At 36.8% G+C, this 26869-nt stretch carries 26 protein-coding genes and 1 pseudogene; 10 read left to right on the top strand and 17 right to left on the bottom strand.

What is annotated here, in order from left to right; all coding sequences use genetic code 11:
* Positions 1-237: 237 nt before the first annotated feature.
* From cysE to CQA43_RS04795, 13 genes and pseudogenes are all read right to left on the bottom strand, one after another.
* Positions 238-936 (bottom strand): serine O-acetyltransferase, encoded by a 699-nt coding sequence (gene cysE / locus CQA43_RS04855; RefSeq protein WP_115551494.1) that lies wholly within the window; start codon positions 934-936, stop codon positions 238-240.
* Positions 933-2789: an arginine decarboxylase gene (gene speA / locus CQA43_RS04850; RefSeq protein WP_115551493.1), complete on the bottom strand. Its 1857-nt coding sequence runs from the start codon at positions 2787-2789 to the stop codon at positions 933-935. The genes cysE and speA overlap by 4 nt, the downstream gene beginning before the upstream one ends.
* 39 nt (positions 2790-2828) lie before the next feature.
* The gene (locus CQA43_RS04845) at positions 2829-3071 is read right to left on the bottom strand and encodes a flagellar basal body rod C-terminal domain-containing protein (RefSeq protein ID WP_115551492.1); all 243 of its coding nucleotides are present in this window, start codon (positions 3069-3071) and stop codon (positions 2829-2831) included.
* 124 nt (positions 3072-3195) lie between these two features.
* Positions 3196-4950 carry a lytic transglycosylase domain-containing protein gene (locus CQA43_RS04840; RefSeq protein ID WP_115551491.1) on the bottom strand — a complete coding sequence of 585 codons (1755 nt, stop codon included), beginning with the start codon at positions 4948-4950 and terminating at the stop codon, positions 3196-3198.
* Positions 4951-4961: 11 nt separating this feature from the next.
* Entirely contained in the window at positions 4962-5255 is a 294-nt protein-coding gene (locus CQA43_RS04835; RefSeq protein WP_115551490.1) for a YggT family protein, read from the bottom strand.
* 1 nt (position 5256) lies between these two features.
* Positions 5257-6627, bottom strand: coding sequence for a glutamate--tRNA ligase (gene gltX / locus CQA43_RS04830; RefSeq protein ID WP_115551489.1), 1371 nt, complete (start codon positions 6625-6627; stop codon positions 5257-5259).
* A gap of 267 nt (positions 6628-6894) precedes the next feature.
* Complete coding sequence (locus tag CQA43_RS04825; protein WP_115551488.1) at positions 6895-8250, bottom strand: major outer membrane protein; 1356 nt, start codon at positions 8248-8250, stop codon at positions 6895-6897.
* Positions 8251-8489: 239 nt separating this feature from the next.
* Positions 8490-9800 (bottom strand): tetratricopeptide repeat protein, encoded by a 1311-nt coding sequence (locus tag CQA43_RS04820; protein WP_115551487.1) that lies wholly within the window; start codon positions 9798-9800, stop codon positions 8490-8492.
* Positions 9784-10152, bottom strand: a complete 369-nt coding sequence (locus CQA43_RS04815; RefSeq protein ID WP_115551486.1) for a YkgJ family cysteine cluster protein — start codon at positions 10150-10152, stop codon at positions 9784-9786. Before CQA43_RS04815 ends, CQA43_RS04820 begins: the two co-directional genes overlap by 17 nt.
* Entirely contained in the window at positions 10146-10886 is a 741-nt protein-coding gene (locus CQA43_RS04810; RefSeq protein ID WP_115551485.1) for a tRNA1(Val) (adenine(37)-N6)-methyltransferase, read from the bottom strand. The genes CQA43_RS04815 and CQA43_RS04810 overlap by 7 nt, the downstream gene beginning before the upstream one ends.
* Before the next feature lie 11 nt (positions 10887-10897).
* Entirely contained in the window at positions 10898-11422 is a 525-nt protein-coding gene (locus CQA43_RS04805; RefSeq protein WP_115551484.1) for a hypothetical protein, read from the bottom strand.
* Positions 11389-11751: pseudogene (locus CQA43_RS10025) on the bottom strand (LPP20 family lipoprotein); the annotation flags it as partial. The gene CQA43_RS04805 and the pseudogene CQA43_RS10025, both read right to left, overlap by 34 nt.
* Positions 11752-12029: 278 nt before the next feature.
* A complete protein-coding gene (locus tag CQA43_RS04795; protein ID WP_115551482.1) occupies positions 12030-13982 on the bottom strand; it encodes a motility associated factor glycosyltransferase family protein in 1953 nt (650 codons plus the stop codon).
* A 123-nt stretch (positions 13983-14105) separates the two neighbouring features.
* On the opposite strand from CQA43_RS04795, the gene CQA43_RS04790 reads away from it, so the two are divergent.
* From CQA43_RS04790 to CQA43_RS04770, 5 genes are all read left to right on the top strand, one after another.
* The gene (locus tag CQA43_RS04790; protein ID WP_115551481.1) at positions 14106-15035 is read left to right on the top strand and encodes a ribose-phosphate pyrophosphokinase; all 930 of its coding nucleotides are present in this window, start codon (positions 14106-14108) and stop codon (positions 15033-15035) included.
* Entirely contained in the window at positions 15007-15594 is a 588-nt protein-coding gene (locus CQA43_RS04785; RefSeq protein ID WP_115551480.1) for a peptidylprolyl isomerase, read from the top strand. Before CQA43_RS04790 ends, CQA43_RS04785 begins: the two co-directional genes overlap by 29 nt.
* 196 nt (positions 15595-15790) lie before the next feature.
* Complete coding sequence (locus CQA43_RS04780) at positions 15791-16447, top strand: uracil-DNA glycosylase family protein (RefSeq protein WP_115551479.1); 657 nt, start codon at positions 15791-15793, stop codon at positions 16445-16447.
* Positions 16438-17697 (top strand): hypothetical protein, encoded by a 1260-nt coding sequence (locus CQA43_RS04775; protein ID WP_245944220.1) that lies wholly within the window; start codon positions 16438-16440, stop codon positions 17695-17697. Before CQA43_RS04780 ends, CQA43_RS04775 begins: the two co-directional genes overlap by 10 nt.
* An 86-nt stretch (positions 17698-17783) precedes the next feature.
* The gene (locus CQA43_RS04770; protein WP_181881626.1) at positions 17784-18488 is read left to right on the top strand and encodes a M48 family metallopeptidase; all 705 of its coding nucleotides are present in this window, start codon (positions 17784-17786) and stop codon (positions 18486-18488) included.
* Positions 18489-18575: 87 nt separating this feature from the next.
* Here CQA43_RS04770 and CQA43_RS04765 read toward each other — a convergent pair whose 3' ends face one another.
* Complete coding sequence (locus CQA43_RS04765; RefSeq protein ID WP_115551477.1) at positions 18576-19490, bottom strand: LysR family transcriptional regulator; 915 nt, start codon at positions 19488-19490, stop codon at positions 18576-18578.
* 139 nt (positions 19491-19629) lie between these two features.
* Between CQA43_RS04765 and CQA43_RS04760 the strand changes: the two genes are divergently transcribed.
* Together CQA43_RS04760 and CQA43_RS04755 are read left to right on the top strand one after the other, a co-directional pair.
* Positions 19630-21777, top strand: coding sequence for an ATP-dependent helicase (locus CQA43_RS04760; RefSeq protein WP_115551476.1), 2148 nt, complete (start codon positions 19630-19632; stop codon positions 21775-21777).
* 151 nt (positions 21778-21928) lie between these two features.
* Entirely contained in the window at positions 21929-22606 is a 678-nt protein-coding gene (locus CQA43_RS04755) for a hypothetical protein (protein ID WP_245944219.1), read from the top strand.
* Here CQA43_RS04755 and CQA43_RS09390 read toward each other — a convergent pair.
* From CQA43_RS09390 to CQA43_RS04745, 3 genes are read right to left on the bottom strand one after another with little or no spacing between them, the layout of a single operon-like run.
* A complete protein-coding gene (locus tag CQA43_RS09390) occupies positions 22603-22788 on the bottom strand; it encodes a hypothetical protein (protein WP_147290084.1) in 186 nt (61 codons plus the stop codon). The two genes, CQA43_RS04755 and CQA43_RS09390, sit on opposite strands and share 4 nt — an antisense overlap.
* Complete coding sequence (locus CQA43_RS09885) at positions 22766-24142, bottom strand: methyl-accepting chemotaxis protein (RefSeq protein ID WP_115551475.1); 1377 nt, start codon at positions 24140-24142, stop codon at positions 22766-22768. Before CQA43_RS09885 ends, CQA43_RS09390 begins: the two co-directional genes overlap by 23 nt.
* Positions 24139-24678: a PAS domain-containing protein gene (locus CQA43_RS04745; protein ID WP_115551474.1), complete on the bottom strand. Its 540-nt coding sequence runs from the start codon at positions 24676-24678 to the stop codon at positions 24139-24141. Before CQA43_RS04745 ends, CQA43_RS09885 begins: the two co-directional genes overlap by 4 nt.
* A gap of 185 nt (positions 24679-24863) precedes the next feature.
* Between CQA43_RS04745 and mqnE the strand changes: the two genes are divergently transcribed.
* The 3 genes from mqnE to CQA43_RS04730 all read left to right on the top strand — a co-directional run.
* A complete protein-coding gene (mqnE, locus tag CQA43_RS04740) occupies positions 24864-25919 on the top strand; it encodes an aminofutalosine synthase MqnE (RefSeq protein WP_115551473.1) in 1056 nt (351 codons plus the stop codon).
* 10 nt (positions 25920-25929) lie between these two features.
* Entirely contained in the window at positions 25930-26388 is a 459-nt protein-coding gene (locus tag CQA43_RS04735; RefSeq protein ID WP_115551472.1) for a phosphoribosyltransferase, read from the top strand.
* Positions 26389-26394: 6 nt separating this feature from the next.
* Positions 26395-26869, top strand: a 475-nt coding sequence (locus CQA43_RS04730; protein WP_115551471.1) for an acyltransferase, incomplete at its 3' end; no start/stop codon positions are given.

The following is a 26869-nucleotide window of genomic DNA, read 5'->3' as shown; positions in this document are numbered from 1 at the left end:
TTTCACACCTCTAAAAATAAAATTTTGAAATTATATATAAAATTTATTAATTTTTAAAAATTCACTTCAAATCTTTTGTAATTTTATTTTTTGGATTCTATTTTCATAGAATCTTAATGAGCGAGGTTTCACATTATAAATTGCTTCAGCGTTTCCTAATAACTTGGTTTGTTAATCGTCCTTGCGAGAAAAGTCTTGGCTTTTCATTGTGTAGCTGTGAAATCCTCATTAGCGAGATTAAACTTTTGCTTTTAAAAACTCTTGATACAAAGTCTCTAGTTTCTTGCGAGATTCTATAAATTCTATATTTTTGGGTGCGACAGATTCTAACAATTCCAAACGCTTTTGCAGATAATTAAAAAGCTGATATTGAATGTCTGGAATCTTATTTAAGTCATCGCTCATTCCTTTGATAATCGTCTTTGCAGGGATTCCAACTGCTGTGGAATTAGGAGGAACAGGACGAATCACAACAGAATTTGCCCCAATTTTTGAATGTGCCCCTACGACGATATTTCCTAGCACCTTAGCTCCCGCTCCAATAATCACAAAATCTTCAATCGTGGGGTGTCGCTTAGTGCGTTCCAAACTCACTCCCCCAAGGCTTACGCCTTGATAAATCACGACTTCATTGCCTACTTCTGCCGTCTCACCAATCACTACGCCGTGCCCGTGGTCAATAAACACTCTATGTCCAATTTTACACGCAGGGTGAATATCCACATTTGTAAGCCATTGCGTGATTCCCATAAAGATTCTTGCTACAACTTTAAAGCCCTGATGATAAAGTTTGTGCGCAATTCTATAATGCACCAAAGCAATTAATCCGGGATAATTAAAAAACAATTCAATTTTAGAATTAATTGCGGGGTCTTTTTCTAAAATCACTGCAAAATCTTCTTTGATAGTGCCAAAAAGTGTAGTGGCATAACTCAAGATTTTTCTCCCTCACTCTTAAATACTGTTCTTAAATAGCCATTTTCACTAAGCATTACATAAAGCTGCCCCAAAACTTCCTTTTTGGCGTCTTCTGCAATCTCTTTGCTCTCTTCTAGTCGCTGCTTAAGACAACGTTCAATCTCTTTGGTATCATAATCCAAATCCTCTAACACATCTAGGATTGTTTGTGATTCTAGTAGATTTTCAATCTTATATCCACCTTCTTCCTCGTCAAAAACGACGCTAAATTCTGTGGGGTGCGTGAAGAGATTATGACGCATTCCTAACACTTCTTGATATGCGCCCACCAAAAAGAATCCCAAGAAATATTCCTCTTCATTGACATCAATATCGTGTAAGAATAAGGGAGTATTTTTGTCAAATGCCACTTCTCCGTCGCTATCACAAGTAATATCCCAAAGGCTTGCAGAACGCGTAGGGCGACGATTCAACCTATCTAATGGCATTACAGGGAATTTCTGTGCCAATCCCCAATAATCAGGCAAACTTTGAAAAAAGCTACAATTCAGCAAGTATCTTTCTTGCACTTGCTCTTGAATCCGAATAATATCACTATGGTTTTTGTGTTTTAGAATCTTAATTACCTTTTTGATAATCAAATGCACAAGCACTTCGGTATTGCTTCTATCTTGCAAATCAATATAACCCAAATCAAAAAGTGTTAGCAAAGATTCCATATGCTCTAAGCTATCGTGCAGATATTCTATTGCGTAACGCTCATTAATCGTATTGTATAAGTCAAAAAGCTCCTCTATCAAAGGGGGATTTTTTTCCTTTAAGCGCAACGCCTTTTCATCATATTCTTGAGAAAATAGCTCCAAAACAGGCGCAATCAACACCGCGTGGCTAGCGGAAACATAGCGTCCAGATTCTATGAAAATATTTGGCTCGGGTTCTTTTTTGTTTTTGGCAATTTCTTTGAGAGTAAAAACAACATCTCCGCTAAATTCTGCAAGTGTATAGTTGCGATTCTGCTGATTTTCGTGCTGTGCATATTCCACCGCAAGCCCACCGCCAATATTGACATTATTAAGATTCTTTGCTCCCATTTTGCGCAACTCTGCGTAAATGTTCCCTGCTTCTCTTAGGGCTTTTTTGAGCGGAGAAATATCACTGATTTGACTACCAATATGAAAATGAATCATCGTAAATTTGTTTAGTAAATCGTTTTTGCGTAGTAACGCAATTGCTTCTACAAGCTCACTTGCAGTCAAACCAAACTTGGAATTAATCCCCCCACTTTTTGCCCAGATTCCGATTCCTGTGCTATGCAAGCGGATTCTAAGCCCGATTTTTGGATAAGGCTTACCGAGCGTTTTTGCAACCTCAATAATCGTCTCAAGCTCGTTTAATCCCTCAATCGTCAAAGTAATATCGTGTCCCATTTTCGCAGCAATAAAGCCTAAGGAAATCATTTCTTTATCTTTAAAGCCATTCACCGTAATAGGTGCATTCTCATTCGTATAAGCCATAGCGACAATTAGCTCTGATTTACTTCCTGCTTCTAAACCATAGCAGCGATGCGTTGTGTTTTCCATAAGGGGCAGGATAAAATTAGGATAATGATTGACTTTTATAGGAAAAACTGCTTTAAATTTGCCCTTGTAATGATATTCTTTAATAGCACTCTCAAAGCTTGTAAAAATTTTTTCTACTTGTTTTTTCATCAAATGGGGAAAGCGCACCAAAAGCGGACCACGATAACCATCTTCTCGCACTTGCTTAACAATATTAATCAATGCAGGCTTATTTTGATGATTGACTTTTACTTGCCCATCTTCAATAATAAAATCATCTTTTCCCCAATATTCAATCCCATAATCTACCATTTATCAACCTTTATTGCGCTTGATTTTACTTTAACCCGCTTATGCTTTTATATCTAATAAAGTCTGAAACATAGAATCCTCTGTTTGAATGCTTTTCACATTCGCCTCCGCTCCTCTTTGCGCCACAATTTGCCCTGTCATTTCGCGCGTCAAATCTACATTAGAACTCTCCAAAGCCCCTTGTGAAACATTTGTTGAATCTGCCGCAGTGGTATTTGTTGTATTTTGTCCAACACCCACAGCATAAAAACTACCATAACTCCCAATATTTTGGCTATTCATCGTTTATCCTTTAGATTGCATATTAAAGATTGCAAAACTATAACCAAAAAATCTAAAATTTATTTTTAAAATTAATATTTTGCAAAAAGTTCTTAATAAACTCGTTTCATTCAAACACATTAATTTAATACACTAAACTTTGTTGCAACAAATCTAACATTTTAATCTCTTTTCCAAACTTCTTTTGATAAATGACATAATTCGCTAGCACCTTTTTGCCATATACGCGTGATTCCTCATAAGGAATCATCTCCATACTAAACCAAGGGTCTAAGGGATTATTCTTTTTGAACAAATGGTTTTTCCCCAATAACCTACGCGTAAATCCCGGACCTCCATTATACGCATAAGCAATAAAGAGCGGGTGGTTAAATTCTCGCACGAGCGGACGCGTAAAATATTCCGCATAAGGCACATTCACAGCAGGGTCAAACATATCAAAATATCCCACCTTATCCTCTTCTTTTAGCTCCTTAGCAATCGCCTTGACATTAAAGGGCATAAGCTGCATAAGACCTAGTGCATATGAAGTAGAAATTGCGGTGGGAATAAACAAACTTTCTTGCCTTGCCAGCGCATAGAGCAAAGCCTGTTTGTCTTGAGGAAAACGCGAAAAAACTTCCTTATAAGGCATCAAAAAATATTCGGTATCTTTTTGACGCGCAAGCCAGATATAATGTGCTTTTGTCTCTTCGCTATCTACTTTCGCTAATAACTGCCGACGACGAGAATTTGCGTCTTTGCCTTTAATAGACTTAAAAGAATCGCGAATGCGCTCCCATTCAAAAGGATTCTTAAAATTCCAACTTGCATTTTTTTGTTGTGTTGGCACATCATACAAAAGAGTAAATTTAGGTTCAGCCTGTATAATCTCAAGGCTTGCAAGCACATAGACATCTACCATTTTAGAATCACTTAAGATTTGCAGGTATTTTTTGTCCCCACTCGCTAAATATGCCCAAAAATTTGCACGATTCTTATTGAAAGTATGTTTTGCAGTTCTTTGTGAATGTAAAAAAAAGTTAAGGGCTTGTTGATTTTTCTGATACCTCATTGCATTTAAACCTAAATAAAATGCACTTTCTGCGTCCAATGCACTCAAAATTTCTTCTGAATTTAGCGCAGTTAAAGAGCGATTGAAGTTATCTAAATTTGTGTGTATAATCAAACTTTTAAGTGCGCGATTAAAGGTTGCATTCTGTTCTTTTAATAGTCTTGTTAAGGTTTCTTTGGAAATTGCAAAGTCTAAACGATTGCGATAACTTGGTGAAATTGCAAAATAAAAATCTCCAAAAGTTTTTGCATCTTGCGTAATAAGATGTGCAAAAGGGTCTTTAGCGGCTAAAATTTGTAAATTTTTTGCAAGTTTTTGGTTATGAGATTGCACATTCTGTGAAAGTTTTTTCAATGTTTTTTTATCTAAGGATTCTGCTTTTTTTGTGGTGAGTGCAAGGGCAATACATTTAGAATCCTCCTTTAAAAGTTTTTCTAAACTCATTCTCTGACAAATTGTTTTGCGCGAAAGTGTTTTATTGCTTCCTTTTTTAAAATACAATCCAAAAAGTTTTGCATTTTTGCGAATCGCAAGGTTATAAGCTTCTTTTGCTTCTTGTGGAGTAATCTCTTGCTGCAAAAACAACCAAATATAAAAATCACGCGAAACCCCAGCGGGTTGCTTTTTTAGATAATCTAAAGTAATCTTTTGGTTGAGCGTTGGAGTTGCGTTTGTCTTTTTGGATTGAGTTGCCTTTGTAGATTTGGGTTCTTTTTTGGTTGTGGTTTGCTTGCTTGAAGTGTGCTTTGGATTCTGCTTTGCTTCTTGAGCATTTTGTGCAAAAAGCGAACCAATAAAAATCAATAAAAATAAAAAATTTTTCATCTACTCACCCTTTATAAACTATGCGCTAAGCCAAAAAGTAGCTTGACAACAAATAAATCTATAAATTTCAATGCCAAAATTACAATAATTGGTGCGATATCAATGCCACCAATTAGCGTGGGAATGACTTTGCGAATCTTTGCATATAAAGGTTCTGTGAGTTTGTAGAGAATCTGCACAATCGGATTATAAGGGTCAGGACGCACCCAAGTAATCAGTGCAGCAATAATCACAACCCAAATATAAATGTTAATCACCATACTTAAAATCTGCGCAAGAGCTTCAATTAATGTGCTTAAAACCATTCTAACTCCTTACAATCTCTTTTAGATATAGACGCAAAATAGGAAACAAATCGCTTAATTCTGGTCCGTGCGTAAAGCCGGTAAGCAAAAAGCGCAAGGGTTTAAAAAACTTCTTGCCTTTCAAAGTGCTTTTTTGCATTGCGATTTCTTTAAATGCGTTAAACTCTCCTCTTGTCCAATCTTGCTCCTCTAGCATTTCCAAAAGAGTTTTTTGCAAACTCAAGATTTCTGCTTTAAATCCCAAAATCTCTGCGCTTTGGGATTCTACCCCCGATAAATCTTTTTTATCCAAAGATTCTATTTGATTTAAAATCAATGTTTTTTTGACAAAGATTCTATCAATTTTCTCTCGTATTTCATTTAATGTGCTTGCCTCTTGCAAATAAATTTTTGCCAATGCGCCAATAGAGGAATCTTTGTAGCCCAAAAGCACCGCCAAATCTTGCTCACAGAGCCGCTTAAAATGCTCACGATTAAGGAATTTTAGTTTATCAATGTCAAACCGTGCTGGAGCCTTGGCGATTTTACTTATATCAAACCATTCCAAAGATTCTTGCAATGTGAAAACTTCACAAGGCGTTTTATTTCCCATTAAAATGAGATAATTCACAATGGCTTGTGGCAAAAATCCAGAATCTAGCAACCATTGCACGCTAGACGCATTATCGCGTTTGCTCATCTTTTTGCCCTCATCATTTAGCAAAATGGGCAAATGCGCAAATTTAATTTCTTTGGCATAACCCAAACTTTGATGAATCAATATTTGTTTGGGAGTATTACTCACATGGTCTTCACCACGCACGATAAAATCTATATCATAAAGCATATCGTCTGCAGCACAAGCAAAATTATAAGTCGGGATTCCATCTTCTTTTAAAATTACGAAACTATCTATTTCATTGGGTGCAAATTCAATTTCGCCTTTGATACAATCTACAAATTTCATTTCCACTTGAGAGCCACGCAAGCGCACGACAGGTTTAGGATTCGTTGTTTTTTCTAGCTCTGCCCAAGAATCATCATAGCGAAACGCTTCGTGTCGCGCCTTTGCTTCCTCGCGTTTATTTTCCAAAAACTCTTTGGTGCAATAGCAATAAAACGCGCTACCCTGTGCCAATAAATATTCGGCAAGCTGACGATGATGTGGAAAATTATTGCTCTGATAGACGAGATTATCCCAAGTGATTCCAAAGAGATGAAGCAAAAACATAATATCTTTATCTTTACCCTCAATATTTCTTGCGGTGTCTGTATCCTCAATGCGAAGCAAAAATTTTTCATTTCTTTGTTTGGCTAAAATATAATTAAATACTGCTGCACGCAAATTTCCTGTGTGCATATCTCCTGTGGGAGAGGGCGCAAATCGCAACATTTATTAACCTTTGTGATATTTTAGGAAATTCAAATTTTATCATAAGCAAGATTAAAATATTCAATTATTTTGCATAGGATATAGAATCTTGCTTTTTAAGATTCCATTGTAAAAGTTGATTTATACAAGATGATAAATTGCTTCGCTTTGTTCATAAGGATTGAAGTTGAATCTTTTGAGTTGTTTAAATTATAGATTATTTCAGGCAAAGCCCTTGCAAAGAAAATAAGAAAGATGATGAGGGAGAAACCCTCATCAAAGAAGAAACTAGAAGCTGTATTTGACTTCTACTCTTGCTCTTGCACGAGTTTCATCGTCATATTGAGCACCAGATGGAGCGTCAGTCATCAAGTAAGCATAGTAACCACTGATTGTAAGGTTTTTGTTGTGCTTCCAGCTGATTCTTGGAGTGATTTCTTGGAAATCAGTATCTTTTGTTGTTACATTTCCTGAAGTAACTTCGTTGTTACCCCAAACATAATCTAAACCGATTCTTAATCTGTTATCTACCATAGTGTAACCGATTGCACCATAGAATACGCTGATTTCTTGCTCAGTTCCGAAACCATGCACGCCTGTTGGTAATAATGCAGAAGTGCTGATTCCTGTTGCAGCATTTTGCCACCAGATTGCTCCAGCGTATTTGAATGCTGTGCCATCATCATTAAGTGTAACAGCTGTTCCGTCTTGGAAGTTTGTAACCCAACCAAGTTTAACATCTAGTGGAACATTATACTCTTGAGCGAAGTTTGCACCTAAGTTAAGAACGAATAAGTCGTTTGCTTCTGCAATGTCTGATTTTATTGCAGAACCCGGAGCAGGAAAGCCATGTAATGCACCCAATACAGAATCCGAATCATTATTTAATGAAGCAATTGCATATTGTAATGCAACATCAAAGGTAGCATTATTCCAGCTTAATTCACCAAATCCTAGTGCATCTACTGCATCTTGGATATAGAATCCCCAAAGTTGAGCACCAAAGTGTCCATAGTCTGTATCTACACCATAAATACCTGCTAGAGCATAAAGAGGTTTAGTTACAGAACCACCTGTGTTATCACCTGTGAGATAGCCTTTTTGAACATCATCAATACTCCAAGAGTCAAATGCACCTGCTGCAAAAGTAAAGCCTTCTAAATCACTATTAAGAGCTAGGATACCTGTTCCTCTATCGTCATCGCCTGCATTTGTTACAGGAGTAGCTAATCTTTGCTTACCAATGATAACAGTTGTAGCTGTGCTATCAGGAGTAATCACTGCATTGAATGTGCTTACACCAAAGCTTCCGTCTTTACCTGAACCAAAACCAGTGCCTAAGCCACCTGTTCCTTGAACATTATTTTGCTCATTGTTGTAAAGAATCCCGAAGTTGAATGCTACATTGTCTGCCACAGGAGCTTTGAAGTCTGCTACTGCTTTCCAGCGGTGAGTGTTTGTGTCATCTCCACCATCTTTTTTAGCGAAGCCTTTATTTTCATAGTAATCACTGTTGTAGCGGTATCTTAAGTAACCACTAACATCAATTCCTTTAATTGCATCTTCTAAAGGTTGAGCAAAACTTGCAGTAGAGAATGCACCCAAAGCAACACTTGCTGCTAAACTAAGTTTTAGAAATTTCATTTTAATCTCCTTGATTGAATTTCGAAATTACAATCTGATTTTAAATCAAAAGCGAAAAAATCTGAAACGAATGTTTCTATTTTCCCTATTGATTATCCATCAAATAACCTCAACTTTGACTTTAGGTTAGAATTCAGCCAAAGCTAAAAGATATTTTATCATAAAAAATAAAAAATGCAAAGTATTTGCGCAATAGAATTATGTATTCCTTATATTATATATAATGTTTTATGCAAAGATTATTTGCGTAGGCAATGTGCAATTTGCTTGTAATGTGCGTTGATTTCCGATTCTTTTTCACGTTCTTCTAGTGTGATTTGTTCTATAATTTCCTTTGCTTTGGCGCAATCTTTGAGTTTGTAGTATCCCCACGCTAGAGAATCCAAATAATAGGTATTTTGTGGTTCTTTCTCTAGTGCGAGTTGCACATATTGCATTCCTTCGTGGATTCGTGTAGAATCCTTAAAATCGTGTTCAATCATCAAATACCCTAAATAGTTCCAATAAAGTGCGTCATCTAAGCTTTGGGCAGCAGTTTTTAAGTCGCGTTCAATTTCTGTTAATTTGGTGCGCGGGTGAGATTTGAGATTTTCGTAACGCATCATTGCATAATAAGCAAGATAGTTTAAATCGTGCGTGTTTTGATAAAGTAATTTTGCCTGTTTGATACTATTTGAAAAGTCTTTTTGGAGACGATAGACTTCTAATAATATTTCATCGCGGGAGTCAATTTTGGGATTTTGTAGTAAAAATGCTTTGGCTAAATCAAGTCTTTTGAGTCTAAAATATAGTTCTAATGCGAATTTTGCATAATTTTGGTCGCCTAAAGTTGTGTAGAGATTCGTATAAATTCGCGCCGCTTCAAGATAGTTTTTGGATTCTGTGTAAATAATCGCAAGTTTTTCGCCAATGAGTTTAGAGATTCCGTGTATTCGGATATGTGTTTCATAAAGTGTAATGGTTTTTTGTGGTTCTCTTAAGAATAGCAAATAAATTGCACCTAGTTTGTCTAAAATCATTTCATTTTGCGTGAGTGTATAGGCGTGATTTAGTGTTTGTGCTGCGTTTTTAAAATCTTCACGCAAGAAATAAACAGAAGCAAGCGTTTCGTAGTTTTGCGCACTTTTATTATAAGAGATGAGAATTTTTGCTTCTTTTAATGCCTCATCAAAACTTTTGGTGCTTGTAAGAATCCCTACTAATGCTCCGCGCACATCGTCGTCTTTGGGGTATTTTGCTAGATATTCATACGCTTGTTTTTTGGCGTTTTCAAAATCTTGTTGCGCGACTAGAATCCCTAGAATCTCTTTTAGATAGTTTTTGTCAGGGTGGATTGCGTAAGCTTTGGCAAAGGATTCTTTGGCATTTTGTAAGTCTTGTGTATCTAGTGCCGCATAACCTTGCATAATATAAATATCTTCCTCGTTTTCTGGAAAATTTGTATTCACGAAAGAGAATTTAAAATCATTTGTCCTAAGACAACCTACAAGCCCTAAAACTAAAATTAAAACAATACTGAAACTTATCAAAAGTTTATTTTTTGACCACACCGATACATTCCTTTAATAAATCTGCCCATTCTTCTTTGTAGCAATCCCAAAAAGGGAATCGCACGCATTGCGCAGGACGCTTTTGGTAGATTTGACATCTGCCATTTTTGAAAAATACGCAAGAATACGCACCATTGCTTTCTAAAATCTCGCATAAAGAATAACGATAGCCAACTTTTTTGACAAATTTTTGACAAAATGTGTCAAACTCTAAGCCTAAAAATTGCGCGATTCCTTGTATTTCTTGCGGTGTTACAAAGATATAGCCTGCTTCTCCTGTGCAACATTTGCCTCCGCATTGTTCGCATTTGCTTGAATCAAAGCCAAAGGAAAAGTCTGAATCTTTCAACATTTGATACTCCAAGTTTTGGCTTTTTTGTAAATCTCAAGCACTTCTTGCGTGAAATTTAAGTCAATATGGGTAATCAGCGGAGGCAGAATCTTGCATTGACTTTTAGAATTTTTTTTGCAACGACACAATACCAAAGTTGCGCTTTTATCTAGCTTTGGATAAACAAAACGCAAGCAAATTGGACGAATTTTGTAAGAATGTAACACACAAAAGAGATGAAAAATAGCTTTTGCGTCGTAGCAAAAAATAAATTCTCCTGTGGGCTTGAGCAGGGAATTCACTTTGCGAGCGAAATCTAAAAAGGGTAAGTTTTGGGCATAACGCGCGCTAAAAATATCGGAATTTTGGGATTTTATCACATCGTCGTGATAAAAAGGGGGATTGCTTAAAATAATGTCAAAAGCTATTTGGGTTGTAGAATGTGTTTTTTGGGATTTTGTGTTTTGGGCTAGTTGGGAGTTGAAATCGTATTCTAAAAAGTCCGCACAAATCAAATGTGCTTTGGTGTGATTTATCCGTAGATTGTGTGAGCAAAACTCCGCCATTTTGGGATTTTTTTCTATCATTGTTAGTCTGCATTTAGAATCTCTTGCGCACAATAAACCTAGCACTCCGCAACCCGCACCAACTTCTAAGAGATGATGACGCATTTTCAAGAAAGGAAGTGCGAAATCATAGAGAAAGAGTGTATCGCTGTTGTAACAATAGCCATTTTTGGGTTGATAGATTTGCATTGTGGATTCTTTTAGGGTAGTGTGCTGATTTCTAGCGAGAATTTCTTTTGCTTTTGTGAATCTTGAATGTGTAGGGTGATAGAATCACTCTGCACTTGGTAAGATAAAGAATGGTTGCCTCGCTTGAGGTTTTGTGTAAAACCGCTTGCATTGGGGAGTTTGTTTTGTCCAAAAAAGATTTCATTGCCCAAGAGGACAGCTTGTAAATCTAGGTCATCAAAATGGCTGTCTCCTAATAGTCGCCGCATAAAAGAATCTTTAGAATAACAGGTCTGATTTAAACAAACTTTGTTTGCATAGCATTCCATTTGAAGTAGCAAAACACCTGCATTGAAAATCTCTAAAGTTGTGTGGTTAGGATAGGTTTTGATAAATCCTAAATCATAGAATTTGAAGTCTTTTGTGGAAAAAAAGATTGTTTTGGAGGTAGAATTTTGTATGTTTTGGGGCGTTTTTGCGCACCCAAAAACTACAAATAGAGTAAGTCCTAAGAAAGCGAGACTTAGAATTGTTCGCCTGTTAAGATACGATACCATCTTTTTCCGTCAAGTTTAAGTTCCATACTGACTTGGCAAAGTCCGTCTTTATAAACGGTTTCTACGATTTCTGCATTACGAATCACCGCTAATACTTTTGTTTTCACGGTTGAGTTTTTAAGCACCATATCTCGCACGGTGTCTTGTGCATTGACGCGGATTCCATACATTTTCTCACCGATTTGTCGGTAAGCATCTACGATTGCTGCGCGTTTTGCTAATGCTAGAGCTTGTGCTGGAGAGAGTGTAGATTCTGGTGCGACACCCATACCAATTGCGCTAATTTCAATAATGCTTGAAGGAGTGATGATTGGCGCGTTTGGAATCACAATATCGTCGCCTCCTACTTCAATACCTTGCAAACCTGCTGGAGAGTTAGAGTTTCTTCCGTGTGAGCTTGCATAAGGGCTTTGAGGATTTGAGTTTGCCACCACTGTATTGCCTGCTTTGCCAATAGGGCTAATGGTCTCACTTGTGGATACAGAATCAATTTGCTGTGCTGCAAATAAACTACCTGCTAAAAGCGTTCCCGCTAAAACTAATGAAATAGATGTTTTTCTTGTCATTTCAATCCTTTTTGACATTTGAGATAAAAATCTTGAAGCAATTAGTGTTCCACTTTTGACAAAAGCACTTCTCGCAAATAAGTTATCATTGCTTCTATGCCCTCTATATAGAGTGCTTGTGCCTTTTGCCAAAGGTTTTGCATATTGTTATGAGGCAAATGCAAGCTTGCTAGGGCAATAGCATAGAGAAAATGGCTTAAAGTCCCACCAAATAGAATCCCAATAAAAGGATTGTTTTGTCCCTCTTTGGAAATGATTTCAAAGATTTTGTCTAGCGCGATAAAAAGGGATTTTTTGGATTCTACCTTGACTTTGAAGCTGTCTTGAATTTTGTTTTTAAATGCAAGAATCTCAAAGAAATACTTTTGTGTTTCTTTGGTGTAAAAATCTCCTTGAAGCGGGTCTTTAAAAAGAGATTTAAGGTTTTTAATCTCTTGGGCTTTGTCAATAGGCTTTAGCTCAAAGTCTTGATAATGCACAGCTTGTGCGCCTGTGATTTTTGCTCCGTCATTGAGATTTAGGATATTAAAGGGTTTTAATGCCCTAAAAGCTTCCTCTAAAGCGGTGCGTGAGAGAGAATAAAGAGCGTCAGAATAAATATCTTCGCTGAAATTTCCCGCCACAGGGTAGGCGTCCTCTGGAATCCGTGCCTCTTCCTCTTCATAATAGGAGTTTTGTGCGTGTTTTTTCGCACCTTTTTTGTATCCACAATCCAAGCCACACAAAATCACATCACTCCCCAAATAACTTGCAAGCGATGCTCCCGCATTGCCTACCAAAGGCGCGGTGAAACGCACTTTAAAACGCGGTGCATTGAGATTTGCGGCACTTGAGCCGTCGCGTTCAAAGAGATAAATTTCTTTTGCAAGGCTTTTTGCCTTTTTGTCCAACACGGTTGCACAAAGTAATGGAATCTCTCCTAATGGTGCGGCTTTTAATACTTCATCTAAATAATCATGTCGCTCAATTTCTATTTGAAAATCTGGAGTAATGCCTGCCTTAAGAAGCGGTTTTAGTGCAGTTCCACAACTAAAAAGAATCATTTTGTGTTGGTTTTGCTTAATAAAAGGAAGCAAGAAATCAAGGCTAGGACCATTTGCAATGACGCAAATAGGAGCATTAACGCGTTTAGGCTCTAAAAGCATAGGTGCAAGAGGAAAGCTTAGTTTATTGACGATTCCGCGCATTTCATCTTCAAAAGTTCCCCAACCGCGCAAGATTTGTGAGTGCATTTCAAAAACGATTCCGCGCACGCTTTGATTGAGCGGAGTTTGATACATCATCAGTTCAAAGCGCACGATAGAAGTGCTGATTTTGCGCGTTAAAAAGAAATGATTGATATAATCTCTGTGCATCATGCTTTCTAAGAAAATATAACCCGCTCTGTGTTCGGTTTTGCTAAAAAGCAAGGCAAAATCCACAAAAAAACACGCAATTCTAAACAAATCAAAGGATTCCTCAAAAATAAAGAAATTATGAATCATCGTATAGTTTTCTGCTAAAATCTGCAAAAAAATCCCTCCTCCTAAGCCAAAGAGATTGAGGCTTGGCAAAAAATCACTTGGCAAGTGATAGGCGGTAACCCCGCCATTGTCTATGGCAAATTCAAGGATTCCATTGACTAAAATGCTACTATAAGGAAATTTTTCATTCATCATTTCTGCGCGCGTGCCATAAATACGATTCCATTTCTCATTAATTGGAGGATTATAAGCGCAATTTTGATGCACTTCTATCATACTTGATTTGCCATCAATTAAAGGGAAAAGAAAGCTATTTTGTGCAAAATTAAGAATGTTGATTCCCTCTTTTCCAATATAAAGTTGATACTCTTTTGCGGGTTGTTGTAGCCTTTCAAATAAATTAGGATAATCGGCTTGAAAAAAGGCAAGGTTTTGGTGGAATCGCGAGGTTACAAAGGCTTCAATTTCTTCACAACTGCTATTTTTTAAGACTTCTAAAATTCCTCTGTATTTTTGGTTTTGATTTGTCATTGCGATTCCTAAAATTTTAATGCGCACATTTTAGCAAAAATTTTAAAAAGCAAAGACAAAAAAGCAAAATTTTTGAGTTTGTAGTCTATAATATGTGCTTTGAAATTTTTTTAAAGGCAGCTTATGCAAGATTACAAGATTTTTACAGGAACTGCGCACCCAGAGTTTTCTCAACGCGTTGCAAAAGAGTTGGATATTGAGCTATCCCAAGCGGAAGTAACGCGCTTTAGTGATGGAGAGATTGGGATTCGTATTTGTGAAAGTGTGCGAGGGAAAGATGTGTTTGTGATTCAATCCACTTGCGCTCCTGCGAATGATAATTTAATGGAATTACTCATTATGATTGATGCACTCAAACGCAGTTCGGCAAAATCTATTAATATCATTATGCCTTATTTTGGTTATGCAAGACAAGACCGCAAAGCTTCCCCACGCGTCCCTATTAGCGCAAAATTGGTTGCAGATTTGTTGCAATGTGCAGGTATTACGCGACTTGTTGCAATGGATTTGCACGCTGGACAGATTCAAGGTTTTTTTGATATTCCCGTGGATAATCTTTATGGTTCTATTGTTTTTAAAGAATACATTATCTCCAAGAATTTCAAGAATCCTATTGTGGCAAGTCCGGATATTGGCGGAGTGGCGCGCGCAAGATATTTTGCTAAACTTTTGGGGTTGGACATTGTCATTATTGACAAACGACGCGAAAAGGCAAATGAAAGTGAAGTAATGAATGTGATTGGAAATGTTGAGGGCAAAGATGTGATACTTATTGATGATATAATTGATACTGCGGGCACAATGGTAAAGGCAGCAAGTGCGTTTAAGCAAAAAGGTGCAACAAGTGTGATTGCGCTTGGCACTCACGCAGTTTTTAGCGGAGTGGCTTATGATAGAATCCAAACAAGTGAGATTGATGAAGTGATTGTTACAGATACGATTCCTTTAAAACAACATTGTGAAAAAATCAAGATTTTAAGTGTTGCGCCTTTGTTTGCTGAAGTCATTAAAAGGATTAATAAAGATGAGAGCGTTAATTCACTTTTTGCTTAGTTTGTTGTGCGCAGGAATCTTATGCGCACAAGAAAATGTGCAAAGTATGGAATCGCAAAAGATTCAAGTTGTTTTGGAAACTACTTCGGGCAAGATTGTGCTAGATTTGTTTCCGCAAGTTGCACCCAAAGCGGTAGAAAATTTTGTTACACATACCAACGAAGGCTATTATAATGGCACGATTTTTCATCGCGTGATTCGCAGGTTTATGATTCAAGGAGGCGACCCAAGTGGCACAGGAAGTGGAGGAGAATCTATTTGGGGAGAAGATTTTGAAGATGAGATTGTAAAAGGTTATGCGTTTGATAGGGCGGGGATTTTGGCAATGGCAAATGCTGGGGAAAATACGAATGGAAGTCAATTTTTTATTACCACGACGCGCACTCCGCATTTGAATGGCAAGCACACGATTTTTGGCGAGATTAGTGAGGATTCCAAAGAGGAGAGTTTTAAAACTTTGCGTAAAATAGAATATACTCCGACTAATTCGCAAGATAAGCCTATCAAAGAACAAAAAATCTTAAAAGCTTATGTTATTCAAAATACTACAATGCAATGAAGCGGTAATAAATTATGGATTTGCAGTTCAAAGCGTGCGTGCATTGCATAGCTTCGCACATAGCTTGCACAGCTGCTTTGTAAGTCGTGTGCCACGAATTGCAAGGACATAAGAATTCGGTTTCTTGTTGATGTTATTGTATTTTAATCTTTTTGTCTTATAATTCTTATTTATTTTCTAAAAATTTGGGGATATTTTGCAAACACTCCATCAAGCGTTATTGCTAAAAAAGCTCTATTTATTGCAATCTTTTGGATTTGATTATTGTAATCCGCAGTTTTTAGTGCCTACACAAAAAAGATTCCAAAGTCAAAATCAAGGAGATTTGAGGCAATTAATAGAATCTTGCAAGTTGTGCGCACAAAAAACTTCCTCGCCAAGTGCGGGATTGTGCCATCAAAACTCTAAGCTTGTTTTTCTCTCACTTATGCCTTTATTAGATGCGCAGCTACGTTTTGCTTCTAAAAGTGCGCAAATGTTGAAAAATATCGTTGAACGCGTTTTTGATATGAGATTGCAAGAGGTTTCTATTTTGTCGCTCTTAAAATGTGAGATTCCGCAAAATTCTCAACAAATTTGCATAGAATCGTGTATGGGATATTTTCTCAAACAAATTGAATTTACACAAAGCCCAATCCTTGTTTTGCTTGGAGCAGAAGCTTATTTTTATCTTACACAAGATGGAAGTGATTATAGAAATGTGCAAGGTAAATTGCTAAAATGGAATCATTTAAAGCTTTTTCCGACCTTTAGCTTAAACCAACTCCTAAGGCAGCCAAAATTAAAAATCAATGCGCACAAGGAGTTTTTACACCTTAAAGAATTATTAAAGGAAGAGAAACAATGCAATTAAAAAACAATTTTAAAAGAGGTTTAAAAAATCTGTGGATTGCACTCATTATCAGTGCATTAGTGATTCCTCCTTTTGCAAATGCAAGCGGTAAATATCTTTCGCCTCTGCCACTTCCAAATATGGAAGTGCTGAATGTGGAATCGCAAAAATGTAGCACTAGCTGCCTAAAGGAACTTTTAGAAAAAGAACAGGTTTTTTCTTTTATTGCAAAAATTGATGAAAACAATCAAAATAAAGAAATGATTGAACAGCTTAATCAGTTTTTATCGCAGCTTGAAATTTCGGAAATTCCTTATTTTTTGGGTTTGCAAAAATCCTTGTTTCATATTGCCTTGCTATTTCCACGCAAAGCAATTGGACGTTATTCTAGCACAACAATGAATACTATTTTGAGTTATCTTTTGCTTCAAAGGGGGGGTTTTAACTTTGAAGTTTTTGACTCTCAAGGAGAATCTTTGGAGGATTTGCAAGCAGCATTAGAAAAAATATATGCTAAGGGACATCGTCAAGTGATTGCAGTTTTGACGCAAGAGGGAGCGAATCATCTTGCGACAATGCGCACAGATTTGTCTATTTTTATTCCAAGCGTGCATAAATCTCAAATTTTGTCCAATGCTAACGATTCCTCTCATCTTATTTTTGGTGGAATTAGCTATGAAGAACAAATTAAAAAATTATCCGAGATTCAACCCCATATTCGTGCGGCAAGCTTTTATGATTCTGGGAATATTGGTAAGCAAATGCAGCAATACACGCAAGCCTCAAATGAAAATTTACAACTTTCTAAAAGTTTTAGCCTCAAACAAGGTTCTGAATTGCCAAAGGAAATTAAGGCATTAAGGGGAGCTTTACAAGGAACAAGAATCTTTTTGAATACGCCCATTACAAATTCTAGCATTATTCTTTCGCAGCTGACTTATAATAGCATTCGCCCCAATGGAATCTACTCTACGCAAATCAACTACAATCCAAGCTTGCTTTCTATTACGCAAGAGAGGGATAGAAAAAATATGTTTATTGCCAATTCCATTGCCCCGCTGGATAGTTTGTTTGTGGAGCAGGCAAAGTTGTTAGATGTGGATTTGGAATATGATTGGATTAATTATGCTACGGCTTTTGGGATTGAATATTTTTATCGCAAGAGTTCCCCCGGTGCTAAACGATATTTCAAAGAAAGAATCAAGGACAATCAGGTGCAATATAATATTGAGATTCTTACACCTACAAACAATCGTTTCGCGCCTCTTTAATGCTGAAAAACTTTAAATTACCTACTGGTTTTCCGCCAAGTCTCGTTTTGAAAGTGGTTCAAAAAAGGCATTTTAAGCATTTAAAAATGCGATTCTGCGCGGATTCTACCTTGATTGTGAATTTGCCAAGATATGTTAGCAAAAGGGCTTGTGAGGAATTTATCGCAACAAATTTACAATGGATTTTGAAACATTTTGACACAATCAAGCAACAAGAAGCGAATATTTCTTTGAATCAATTTTATTTGTTTGGGCAGTGGGTAGAGTTTGAGACGCTTTTGCTTGATAGAGAATTAGAATCTTATTTGCAAAAAAGATTGCAAGATTTTGGCTTTGAGGGAGATTGTGCGATTCTTATGCAATTATGGCAAGCGGTGATGCAAGAGAATTTGCTAATGAATCCGATAGGGGCAAAGTCAAAGCTCCAATCTCTTTTGAGAATGGTTTATCAAAAAGCTTTGGAATCATATATTTCTTTGCATATTAATGCAATTTCTCAAAAAATGCAGCTTTTTCCAAAGTCTATTTGTTATGGTAAGAGTTATCGTCAATTGGGCTGTTGTAGAGTTAAAGACCAATCCGTTCGCTTTAGTTTGCGCTTGGCATTAATGCCGTATTTTTGCATTGATTCTGTGATAATTCACGAGTTAGCGCATTTGCGTTATCCTCATCACGGGCAGGATTTTTGGAATCTTGTGCGGACATTTGATGACAATCCTCAAGGCATTCAAGAGTGGCTACAAGCCAATTATTCACTTAATGCAAGACTTTATCAAAAAATTTTTAAGTAAAGTCTATTGATTTTGTTCTTATGCAAAACTATGGATTGTTACGAATCACACGCAATTCTTGCAATGATGAAAAGCGAATCCAATAAATTAATTTAATGAAACTTTGGTGTTAAAAATAATATGTTCTGCTATAGCGCAGATTAGAGGGTGGTTTGCGTATTTTTTCAGATAGGTAAGATAAAGCTTGCGTTTGAGTTTCACGCCCGGGACTTTTGTGCTAAAAAATATGCGAGATTGTAGCTCGCTTTTAACTTGTGTATAAGGCAAAAAGGCAATATAAGGTATTTTTGATTCTTTGTTTTCTAGCATAAATTGTTTAATCTCATTGAGGCTATCAAAACGCATTTTAACATTTAGCTGTTCTCTGTTTAGATTGAATGCTTTTAAGTATTTATAAATTTCTGGAATCACTTGTTTTGTCATTTCTAATCCCAACCAAGTATAAGAGTAGAGCTGTTCATATCGGATAAGTCGCGGAGGTAGGCTTAGATTGCTAATCAAAACCATTTCATCTTCTAGCCACTCACGATAAATGATTTCTTCATTAGGAATATACGATTCCACTAAAGCAAGATTGCAAAGATTATTTTGTAAATCCCTAATGGCTTGCAAGGAAGTGGAAATATAGAAATGTGTGTTGGAATAAATTTTTTGTTGCAAAGTAGGGAGACATTTAGGAAAAATAGAATGTCCAATTGTGTGAGAACAAGCAATACGAATCGGTTCATCATAATGAATGATTTGCATTATTTGGTGTTGGTATTTGTGTAAGTTTTTAAGAATTTCTTGCGCAATGAGGAGCAAAATCTCACCCTCTTGCGTGAGGCGAATTTCATTTTTTTTGCGGATAATGATTTTTGTATTGTAATATTCTTCAATGAATTTGATTTGTTGTGTTACAGCAGGTTGAGAAATACCAAGTTTTGCGGAGGCTTTGGAGAAGCTTTTTTCTTGGACTACAACAATAAATGTCTGCAATTTGGTAAAATCACGTAACATCATTTAGAGCCTTTTTAAAATATCTTGAATCTTATTTTAACAAAAAATAATTTATTCTTATATTAATATTTAATATTCATTGATGCAAAGATTTTACTTGGTATAATTTCCTTTTTGTTTTTACCAAAATACAAGGGGCTTTATGCAAGATTCTTTTTTAGAGCAGCTTAATAGTGCGCAACTTGAAGCCGTCAAAACCATTGATGGTGCACTTTTGATTCTCGCAGGGGCAGGCAGTGGCAAGACCAAAACGATTACTACGCGTCTTGCTTATTTGATTGATGCAGTTGGGATTCCACCGGAATCTTGTTTGACGCTTACCTTTACGAATAAAGCCGCAGGAGAAATGCAACGACGTGCTTTAAGTATGATTGATAATCTCTCAACACACCCTCCGTTGCTTTGCACTTTTCATAAGTTTGGTTTGTTGTTTTTGAAGTTTTATATTGTAGAGCTTGGACGCAAGGCAAATTTTATTTTAGCAGATAGTGAGGATAGCAAACGCATCATTAAAGAGCTTAATAACGATTTAGCACCTTTGCCTTTAGTGATTAGCGAGATTTCGCGCTATAAAAACTCTCAAATCACTCCGCAAGAGGCTTTAAAAAACGCATATAATGCAAATTATGAGCATATTGCCAAAGTGTATAAGGAATATCAGGAATTTTTGGTGCAAAAAAATATGGTAGATTTTGATGATTTGCTGCTGCTTCCTTTGGAAATTATGCAAAAAAATCCAAAAATTGCAGAAAATGAGAGTAAAAAATATCAATACATTATGGTAGATGAGTATCAAGATACCAATCATTTGCAATATTTACTGCTCAAACAACTTTGCTCTACGCACCAAAATCTTTGCGTTGTGGGGGACGATGACCAGAGCATTTATAGTTGGCGTGGGGCAAATATCCAAAATATCTTGCAATTTAGCAAACAATTTCAGGGTGCAAAAGTGATTAAACTAGAAAAAAATTATCGCTCCACGCAAGCGATTCTAAAGGCAGCAAATCAACTGATTGCAAACAATAAAGAGCGTTTAGGAAAAGAACTCAAGACGACTTTGGAAAAGGGCAAACCTGTGGAGATTCTGCATTCTAGTGATGAGCAAGCAGAAGTGCGTAGAGTGGCAACTATCCTTAAAGGTTTGCTAAGTCGTGGAATCTCACCCAAGCAAATTGCAGTTTTGTTTCGTGTCAATGCGCTTTCTCGTTCTTTAGAGGAGGGGTTTAACCGCGAAAAGATTCCTTATGTGTTGGTAGGAGCAATTCGATTTTATGAAAGAAGCGAGATTAAAGATGTGTTGAGCTATTTGCGTGTGTTAGTGAATTTAGATGATGATTTTTCGCTTACACGCATTCTTAATAAACCCAAACGCGGAATTGGAAAAACAACAATAGACAAGTTATTGACTTTAACACAAAAATATAATACTAGCATTTTTGGCTTGTTTAACGAATCGCAAGAAAATGCGCAGAGGCTGCAAGATGTGCAAAACACTTTGAGCCAAAAGGCTTATAAAACGATGAAGGAATTTTTTATCACATTACAAGAATTGCAACATAACCTCCAAGAGGCGAGTTTAAACTTCCCTGATGAATTTGAGCGAAGAATTAAGCTTTGTGAGGCATTGGGGCAAAGCCACGAGGAGATTGATAGGGTAAGCAATATTGAGGAATTTTATGGTGTTTATCGTGAGTTTTTTAAGCAGAATCCCTTAAGCAATTTGGAGGATTTTTTGAATGATTTGGCATTAAGGAGCGACCAAGAGGATACAGAAATGCGCCAAGAGAGCAAAGGTATAGAGGGAGTGTCTTGTATGAGTGTGCATTCTAGCAAAGGATTAGAGTTTGATTATGTTTTTGTGATTGGGCTTGAGGAGGGGTTTTTTCCAATGACGCGAGAGGATAGTAGCCTAGAGGAGGAGAGGCGGTTGGCTTATGTGGCTTTTACAAGAGCTAAAAAAGAGCTTTATTTGAGTTTTGTGGATTCAAGGTTTTATAGGGGCAATCGGGCGACTTTGCCACCCTCTAAATTTTTAGCTGAAAGCGGAGTGGGTAATAAGGGGGAAGCAAAACAGCCCAAGCAAAACAGCTTCGCTCCTACGATTCGTCGTAGTTTTGTCAATACTTCTAGTGAAAGTGGATTTTCAAAGGGGGATTGTGTAATGCACAAAATACTTGGTGCGGGTAGGATAGTAGAAGTTAGGCAAGAGGGCAAGACGACTCGGCTGAAAATCAATTTTGGTGGCTTAGAAAAAGAAATTTTTAGCGATTTTGTAACAAAGGTATAAAAATTATAATAATTTGGGATTTGTCCTTGTAGGAGTTTAATATGCCCTCACAGGTGTTAGCGGAGCAATTTATGTTTTAGAATCTTGCTTTAAGATTTCATTATGGAATCCTTTTTGCTAGAAAGAATGAAAAAGCTAAAAGGATTTTTTTATGATACGCGGATTGTTGCTGTTGGTATGTTTGATGTCATTTGGACTAGGTTATGATGAAAGAAGTGGCGAATATTACGCTCCTCAAAGCACCTATCACCCGCTTTATGAAGAGAGACGCAATCGTCTTTTGGGGATTTATGGGAGTTATAGCAAGTCCGATTCCGACGCAGATTTGCATATTGCTGGCTATGAATCGCAAACGCATAGTTTGAGTGAAAAGCAATTTGGATTTGGTGTGCAGGCAGGTTATCTTTTGAGTGAAAATCATAGAATCTTGGCGAATTTTGAACATCATTTGAAAAAAAATGGATTCTCTTATCAAGTTTTGACACTTGGATTTGCTTGGACGCCAAAGATTCCAAATACCACAGATTGGCGCGCTTTGCTAGGATTAAATGCGGGTTTGGCACAGGCAAAATTTGATAGCGGAAGTTTCGTGATTGCAGAAAGTGCAATGGGTTCTCTTGATTATATGGGATTTACTTATGGCGTCAAAGCGGGCGCAATTTATGCTTTGGGTAATGGTGAGTTGGAGTTTGGAATCCAAGCAAGACGTTTGAATTTTGGCGAAGAAAAAAGTTCTGTTAATATCAATGGCACGGAATCCGCAACAAAACTTGATTTAAGTCAAACTTCTTCCATTGATGTGTATGTAGGATATAACTTCTTGTTTTAGATTCTACGATGAAGTTTGATTTCTGCGGGATTTTGGAATCTTGCCCTTTCGTAGGAAAAGAGCACGCGTCCTCGCCAAGCGAATCTATAATCAAGTATCAAGAAATCTTTGCAATGGAATCTTAAAAAGATTTCAACATTATAGATTGCTACGACTCCTTTAATGTTCTTCCAAAAGCGCAATGGTTTGCTTGGAAGCCTCTTCAATATCTTCAAAAGTTTTTACAATGCTTTCGGCAATTTCTTTTGTCAGCGGGCTTTTGAGTTTTTCTAAGGCTTGATTGGTGTTTTCTAACAAGGTTGCTTTGACTTTATTAAGGCTTGTAATGTCCAAATTTCCGATTTGGCTAATAGAATGTTCGTCGTCTAAATATTTAGAAATCGGATTGATTTCTTGGAAATCACATGTTTCTTGCTTGAGATTAAAGCTCAAGTAAAGATTGGATTTATACACAATGTGTTCTAGTTTGGATACACTCAAAAGGAGCTTGCTTGAGAGCTTGTTAAAGACTTGTTGCAATGTTTGTGTGGTGGATTCCATACTGCTAAAGATTTCATTGAAGTCTGTAATAGATTTGTGTGTAGAGTTGGCGAATTCTGATACTTTGCCAAAATTATCTTGGATTCCTGCAATTTCTTGTTGCATTGTTTGCACAACAATGGAAATATCATTGGTTGCTTTTTGTGTTTTTTCCGCGAGCTTGCGCACCTCATCAGCTACGACAGCGAATCCTCTTCCGTGTTCTCCTGCGCGCGCGGCTTCAATGCTGGCATTGAGCGCAAGTAAATTAGTTTGATTGGCGATGTCTGCGATGATTTCTACGACGGAATTAATGTCTTTGGACTTTTGCGTGAAGCTTTCTATTGTTGTTTGATTGTCATTGATAATGTCTGTTAATCTGTCAATAGATTGTGTGATGGAGAGGACATCTTGTTGGGAGTTTTTGGCTGAAGTTGTAATGTTTATAACATTTTCATCTACAATTCCCATTTGCTGCATATCGCCGTCCAAATCAGAGGAAATTTTGGTTAAATTTTCATTTTGGCTACCCAAACTCATATCCATAAGCGACTTTGCGAGCGCATTGGAAATATTGTCTTTTGCATTTTCTTTGATTTGTAAAAGGGCGTGGTTGATTGCGTTAATGTTTGAGATAAATGCACCTTTTAAGCCTTGTGGAATCGCTAGGCGAAAATATTTGCCCTCATTGGAGTATTTAATTGCAGTGGAGATTTCTCGCATAAAAGCTTCTAAGTTGTCCGCAACATTGTTTAGGGTATTAGCAATCGTGCAGAGGTCTATATCTCCCTCTACCCTTAAAACGCGCGCTTCAAATTTACCTTGTTGATAAAGTCTTGAGACTTGTAGTATGGTTTGAATAAGTTGCTCACGTTTTCTAAACTTAAAATATGCCAATGCAAAAATAACACAGGTTAAAACAAAAAATGCAAGATTGATACTGACGCCTTTTAAAATAACCTCTACGATAAATCCTATCAAACTGACTACGATTCCGCTAAGCAAAAAGATTTTCATCGGTAGCCTCCTTCTTTCCCTTCGTTTTGTAGGTTAATCATCAACTCGTCCCACGAAATTTTGTTTTGTTCCAAGAAATTTAGCACAAACTGCACTCCAGCTTCCATTCCCTTTTCTTTTTCAATCTCTAAGAGTTTTTGATAAATGCCTAAGCAAGTTTCCACTCCTTTTTTACTTGGGCGTCTGCGCACAGAATAGTAGCTAATGACTTCGCCTTTTTCATTATAAGAGGGGGTAATATTTGCAAAAACCCAATAGGTTTTGCCTTGTTTGTTAAGATTGCATACAAAAGCAAAAAATTCAAGTTTCAATGCCAAAAAATCCCACAATAGTTTAAAAGCACAGCGAGGCATTATGGGGTGGCGAATCAAATTGTGTGGTTTGTGTAAAAACTCCTTTTCGCTAAAGCCACTAAAAGCGACAAAGTCTTGATTTCCATAAGTAATTCTGCCTTGTAAATCTGTTTTAGAGGTGATGAGTGTATCATCTGCCAAAAAGATTTCATCTTGTAAGTCAAAAGCGCGAGTTGTATGCATAGTTTATTTCCCAATCTTGTTAAGAATTAAAATTATAATTATTTCACAGACTTGATAAAATGATAATAAAAGCAATTTTATTTTGGTATTTTATATGGAAGAAACTTTACAAATCCTAACGAAAGTTAAAGCAATTTTTGTATAATTTTGCAAACTAAAATTCACAAATAAAATGAAGGTTAATAATGAGTGAGCAGAATCCCTTAAAGCAATTTTTAGAACCCAAAGAAGCTTTAAAGCTCTATGATTTGGATATTTTTACGCTTGGGAAAATGGCGGATTCTATACGCAAAGATTATTTTGGTAAGAAAGTCTTTTTTAATTCCAACCGCCATATTAATCCAACAAATGATTGTGCAGATGTTTGTAAGTTTTGCGGTTTTTCTGCACATCGTAAGAATCCCAATGTCTATACAATGGATAAGGAGAAGATTTTAAGAGTTGCCAAAGATTCCATAGAGGCAGGTGCGCTAGAATTGCATATCGTAGGGGCGCACAATCCCAAGTTAAACCTAGAATGGTATTTGGAGCTTTTTAGAACGCTTAAGGCAGAATTTCCAAATATTCATCTTAAAGCACTAACCGCAGCGGAAGTAAATTTCTTAAGCCAGCTTAGTGGTAAATCCTATCATGAAGTTTTAAGTTTAATGGCAGAAAATGGTGTGGATTCTATGCCCGGCGGTGGCGCAGAGATTTTTGATGAAAAGGTGCGTAGCTTTATTTGTAAAGGAAAAGTGGATTCCACAGATTGGTTAAAAATTCATAAAATTTGGCATTCTTTGGGCAAAAAATCTAATGCTACTATGCTTTTTGGGCATATAGAATCGCGGGAACATCGGATTGACCATCTCTTGCGCCTTTATCAAACACAAGAGGAGAGCGGAGGGTTTAATGCCTTTATTCCGCTTGTTTATCAAAAAGAAAATAACTTTTTGAGTGTCAAGGAGTTTCCAAGTGGGCAAGAGATTCTCAAAACGATTGCTATTGCAAGAATCTTGTTGCCAAATATTCCCCATATTAAGGCGTATTGGGCAACTTTGGGCTTGAATTTGGCGATTTTAGCTCAAGAATTTGGAGCAGATGATATTGATGGCACGATTCAACGCGAGGCGATTCAAAGCGCAAGTGGAAGCAAAAGCGCAAATGGAATTGCTAAGGAGGAATTGATTGCTCAAATCAAGAATGCAGGATTTTTGCCAGTGGAGAGGGATAGTTTGTATAATGAAATTCACGCATATTAAGGAGTAAAAGATGCAATATTATAGCTATGAAATGTTTAGAGAGGATATGAAAGAGCTAGTAGATAAGATTGATTTTAATCCCGATGGGATTGTGGCGATTTCGCGCGGTGGGCTGACAATGGCGCATTTTCTAGGAATTGCATTGGATTTAAGGCGTGTCTATACGATTAATGCTTCTTCGTTTTTTAATAAAGTGCAACAAGAGATTCAAATCTCAAATATTCCAGAACTTGGGGGAAATCAGCGCATTTTGATTGTAGATGAGATTGTAGATAGTGGCACGAGTATGGAGAAAGTTTATAGTATCTTAAGTGCTGTTAATTCTAGCATTGATTTTAAAACCGCGTGCATTTTTCATAAGCCAACAGCGCAGTTTAAGCCGGATTTTATTTTGCGTGAAGCAAGTGATTGGGTGGAATTTTTTTGGGAAGTTGATGTTGTGAAATCTTTGCGCGAAGAGCAAAAGTGAGGTAAAATGCAAAAATTTGAAGCGGAAAATGGCAATGTAATTTATGGGGATTTGCAATGCAAGGATTCTAAAATAGAGTTTATGGGCAAAAATAATATTTTGTTTTTAAGCGAAAAGGCAAACCTTAGGAATGCGCAAATTACTTTTGTAGGTAGCAATGCACTTGTGTTTATTGGTAAAAGTTGTTTTAGGGGAAGGATTATGATTTTTACAAATTGCGTGTGCTATATTGGGAATGCCTTAGGACAGAGTGCTAGCGATATGTTTTTGAATATTACGAGTGAGAGCTATTGTATTATTGGCGATGATTGTTTGTTTTCGTGGGGAGTTGTTCTTGAAAGCAGCGACCATCACCCAATTTTTGATTTTAAAACTCATCAATGCCTTAATCCTAGCAAAAGCATTTATCTAGGCGACCATATTTGGGTGGGGCAAGAAGTGGGATTCTTAAAAGGTTGCTTTATTGCTTCGGGTTCTGTCA

The organism is Helicobacter ganmani (assembly GCF_003364315.1).
Lineage (GTDB): Bacteria > Campylobacterota > Campylobacteria > Campylobacterales > Helicobacteraceae > Helicobacter_D > Helicobacter_D ganmani.
The sequence above is the reverse complement of the archived record's forward strand: the minus strand, read 5'-3'. Positions and strand labels throughout refer to the sequence as shown.

Excerpts from the sequence above, each read along its gene's own strand:
- CQA43_RS04785 (WP_115551480.1), top strand. The coding sequence starts at position 15,007 with ATGAGAGCGTTAATTCACTTTTTGCTTAGTTTGTTGTGCGCAGGAATC.
- gltX (WP_115551489.1), bottom strand. The coding sequence starts at position 6,627 with ATGTTGCGATTTGCGCCCTCTCCCACAGGAGATATGCACACAGGAAAT.
- speA (WP_115551493.1), bottom strand. The coding sequence starts at position 2,789 with ATGGTAGATTATGGGATTGAATATTGGGGAAAAGATGATTTTATTATT.
- CQA43_RS04810 (WP_115551485.1), bottom strand. The coding sequence starts at position 10,886 with ATGCAAATCTATCAACCCAAAAATGGCTATTGTTACAACAGCGATACA.
- CQA43_RS04835 (WP_115551490.1), bottom strand. The coding sequence starts at position 5,255 with ATGGTTTTAAGCACATTAATTGAAGCTCTTGCGCAGATTTTAAGTATG.
- CQA43_RS04735 (WP_115551472.1), top strand. The coding sequence starts at position 25,930 with ATGCAATATTATAGCTATGAAATGTTTAGAGAGGATATGAAAGAGCTA.
- CQA43_RS09885 (WP_115551475.1), bottom strand. The coding sequence starts at position 24,142 with ATGAAAATCTTTTTGCTTAGCGGAATCGTAGTCAGTTTGATAGGATTT.
- mqnE (WP_115551473.1), top strand. The coding sequence starts at position 24,864 with ATGAGTGAGCAGAATCCCTTAAAGCAATTTTTAGAACCCAAAGAAGCT.
- CQA43_RS04765 (WP_115551477.1), bottom strand. The coding sequence starts at position 19,490 with ATGATGTTACGTGATTTTACCAAATTGCAGACATTTATTGTTGTAGTC.
- CQA43_RS04775 (WP_245944220.1), top strand. The coding sequence starts at position 16,438 with ATGCAATTAAAAAACAATTTTAAAAGAGGTTTAAAAAATCTGTGGATT.
- CQA43_RS04795 (WP_115551482.1), bottom strand. The coding sequence starts at position 13,982 with ATGACAAATCAAAACCAAAAATACAGAGGAATTTTAGAAGTCTTAAAA.
- CQA43_RS04790 (WP_115551481.1), top strand. The coding sequence starts at position 14,106 with ATGCAAGATTACAAGATTTTTACAGGAACTGCGCACCCAGAGTTTTCT.
- CQA43_RS04770 (WP_181881626.1), top strand. The coding sequence starts at position 17,784 with ATGCGATTCTGCGCGGATTCTACCTTGATTGTGAATTTGCCAAGATAT.
- CQA43_RS04825 (WP_115551488.1), bottom strand. The coding sequence starts at position 8,250 with ATGAAATTTCTAAAACTTAGTTTAGCAGCAAGTGTTGCTTTGGGTGCA.
- CQA43_RS04760 (WP_115551476.1), top strand. The coding sequence starts at position 19,630 with ATGCAAGATTCTTTTTTAGAGCAGCTTAATAGTGCGCAACTTGAAGCC.
- CQA43_RS04845 (WP_115551492.1), bottom strand. The coding sequence starts at position 3,071 with ATGAATAGCCAAAATATTGGGAGTTATGGTAGTTTTTATGCTGTGGGT.
- CQA43_RS04805 (WP_115551484.1), bottom strand. The coding sequence starts at position 11,422 with ATGGTATCGTATCTTAACAGGCGAACAATTCTAAGTCTCGCTTTCTTA.
- CQA43_RS04745 (WP_115551474.1), bottom strand. The coding sequence starts at position 24,678 with ATGCATACAACTCGCGCTTTTGACTTACAAGATGAAATCTTTTTGGCA.
- CQA43_RS04840 (WP_115551491.1), bottom strand. The coding sequence starts at position 4,950 with ATGAAAAATTTTTTATTTTTATTGATTTTTATTGGTTCGCTTTTTGCA.
- CQA43_RS04755 (WP_245944219.1), top strand. The coding sequence starts at position 21,929 with ATGATACGCGGATTGTTGCTGTTGGTATGTTTGATGTCATTTGGACTA.
- CQA43_RS04815 (WP_115551486.1), bottom strand. The coding sequence starts at position 10,152 with ATGTTGAAAGATTCAGACTTTTCCTTTGGCTTTGATTCAAGCAAATGC.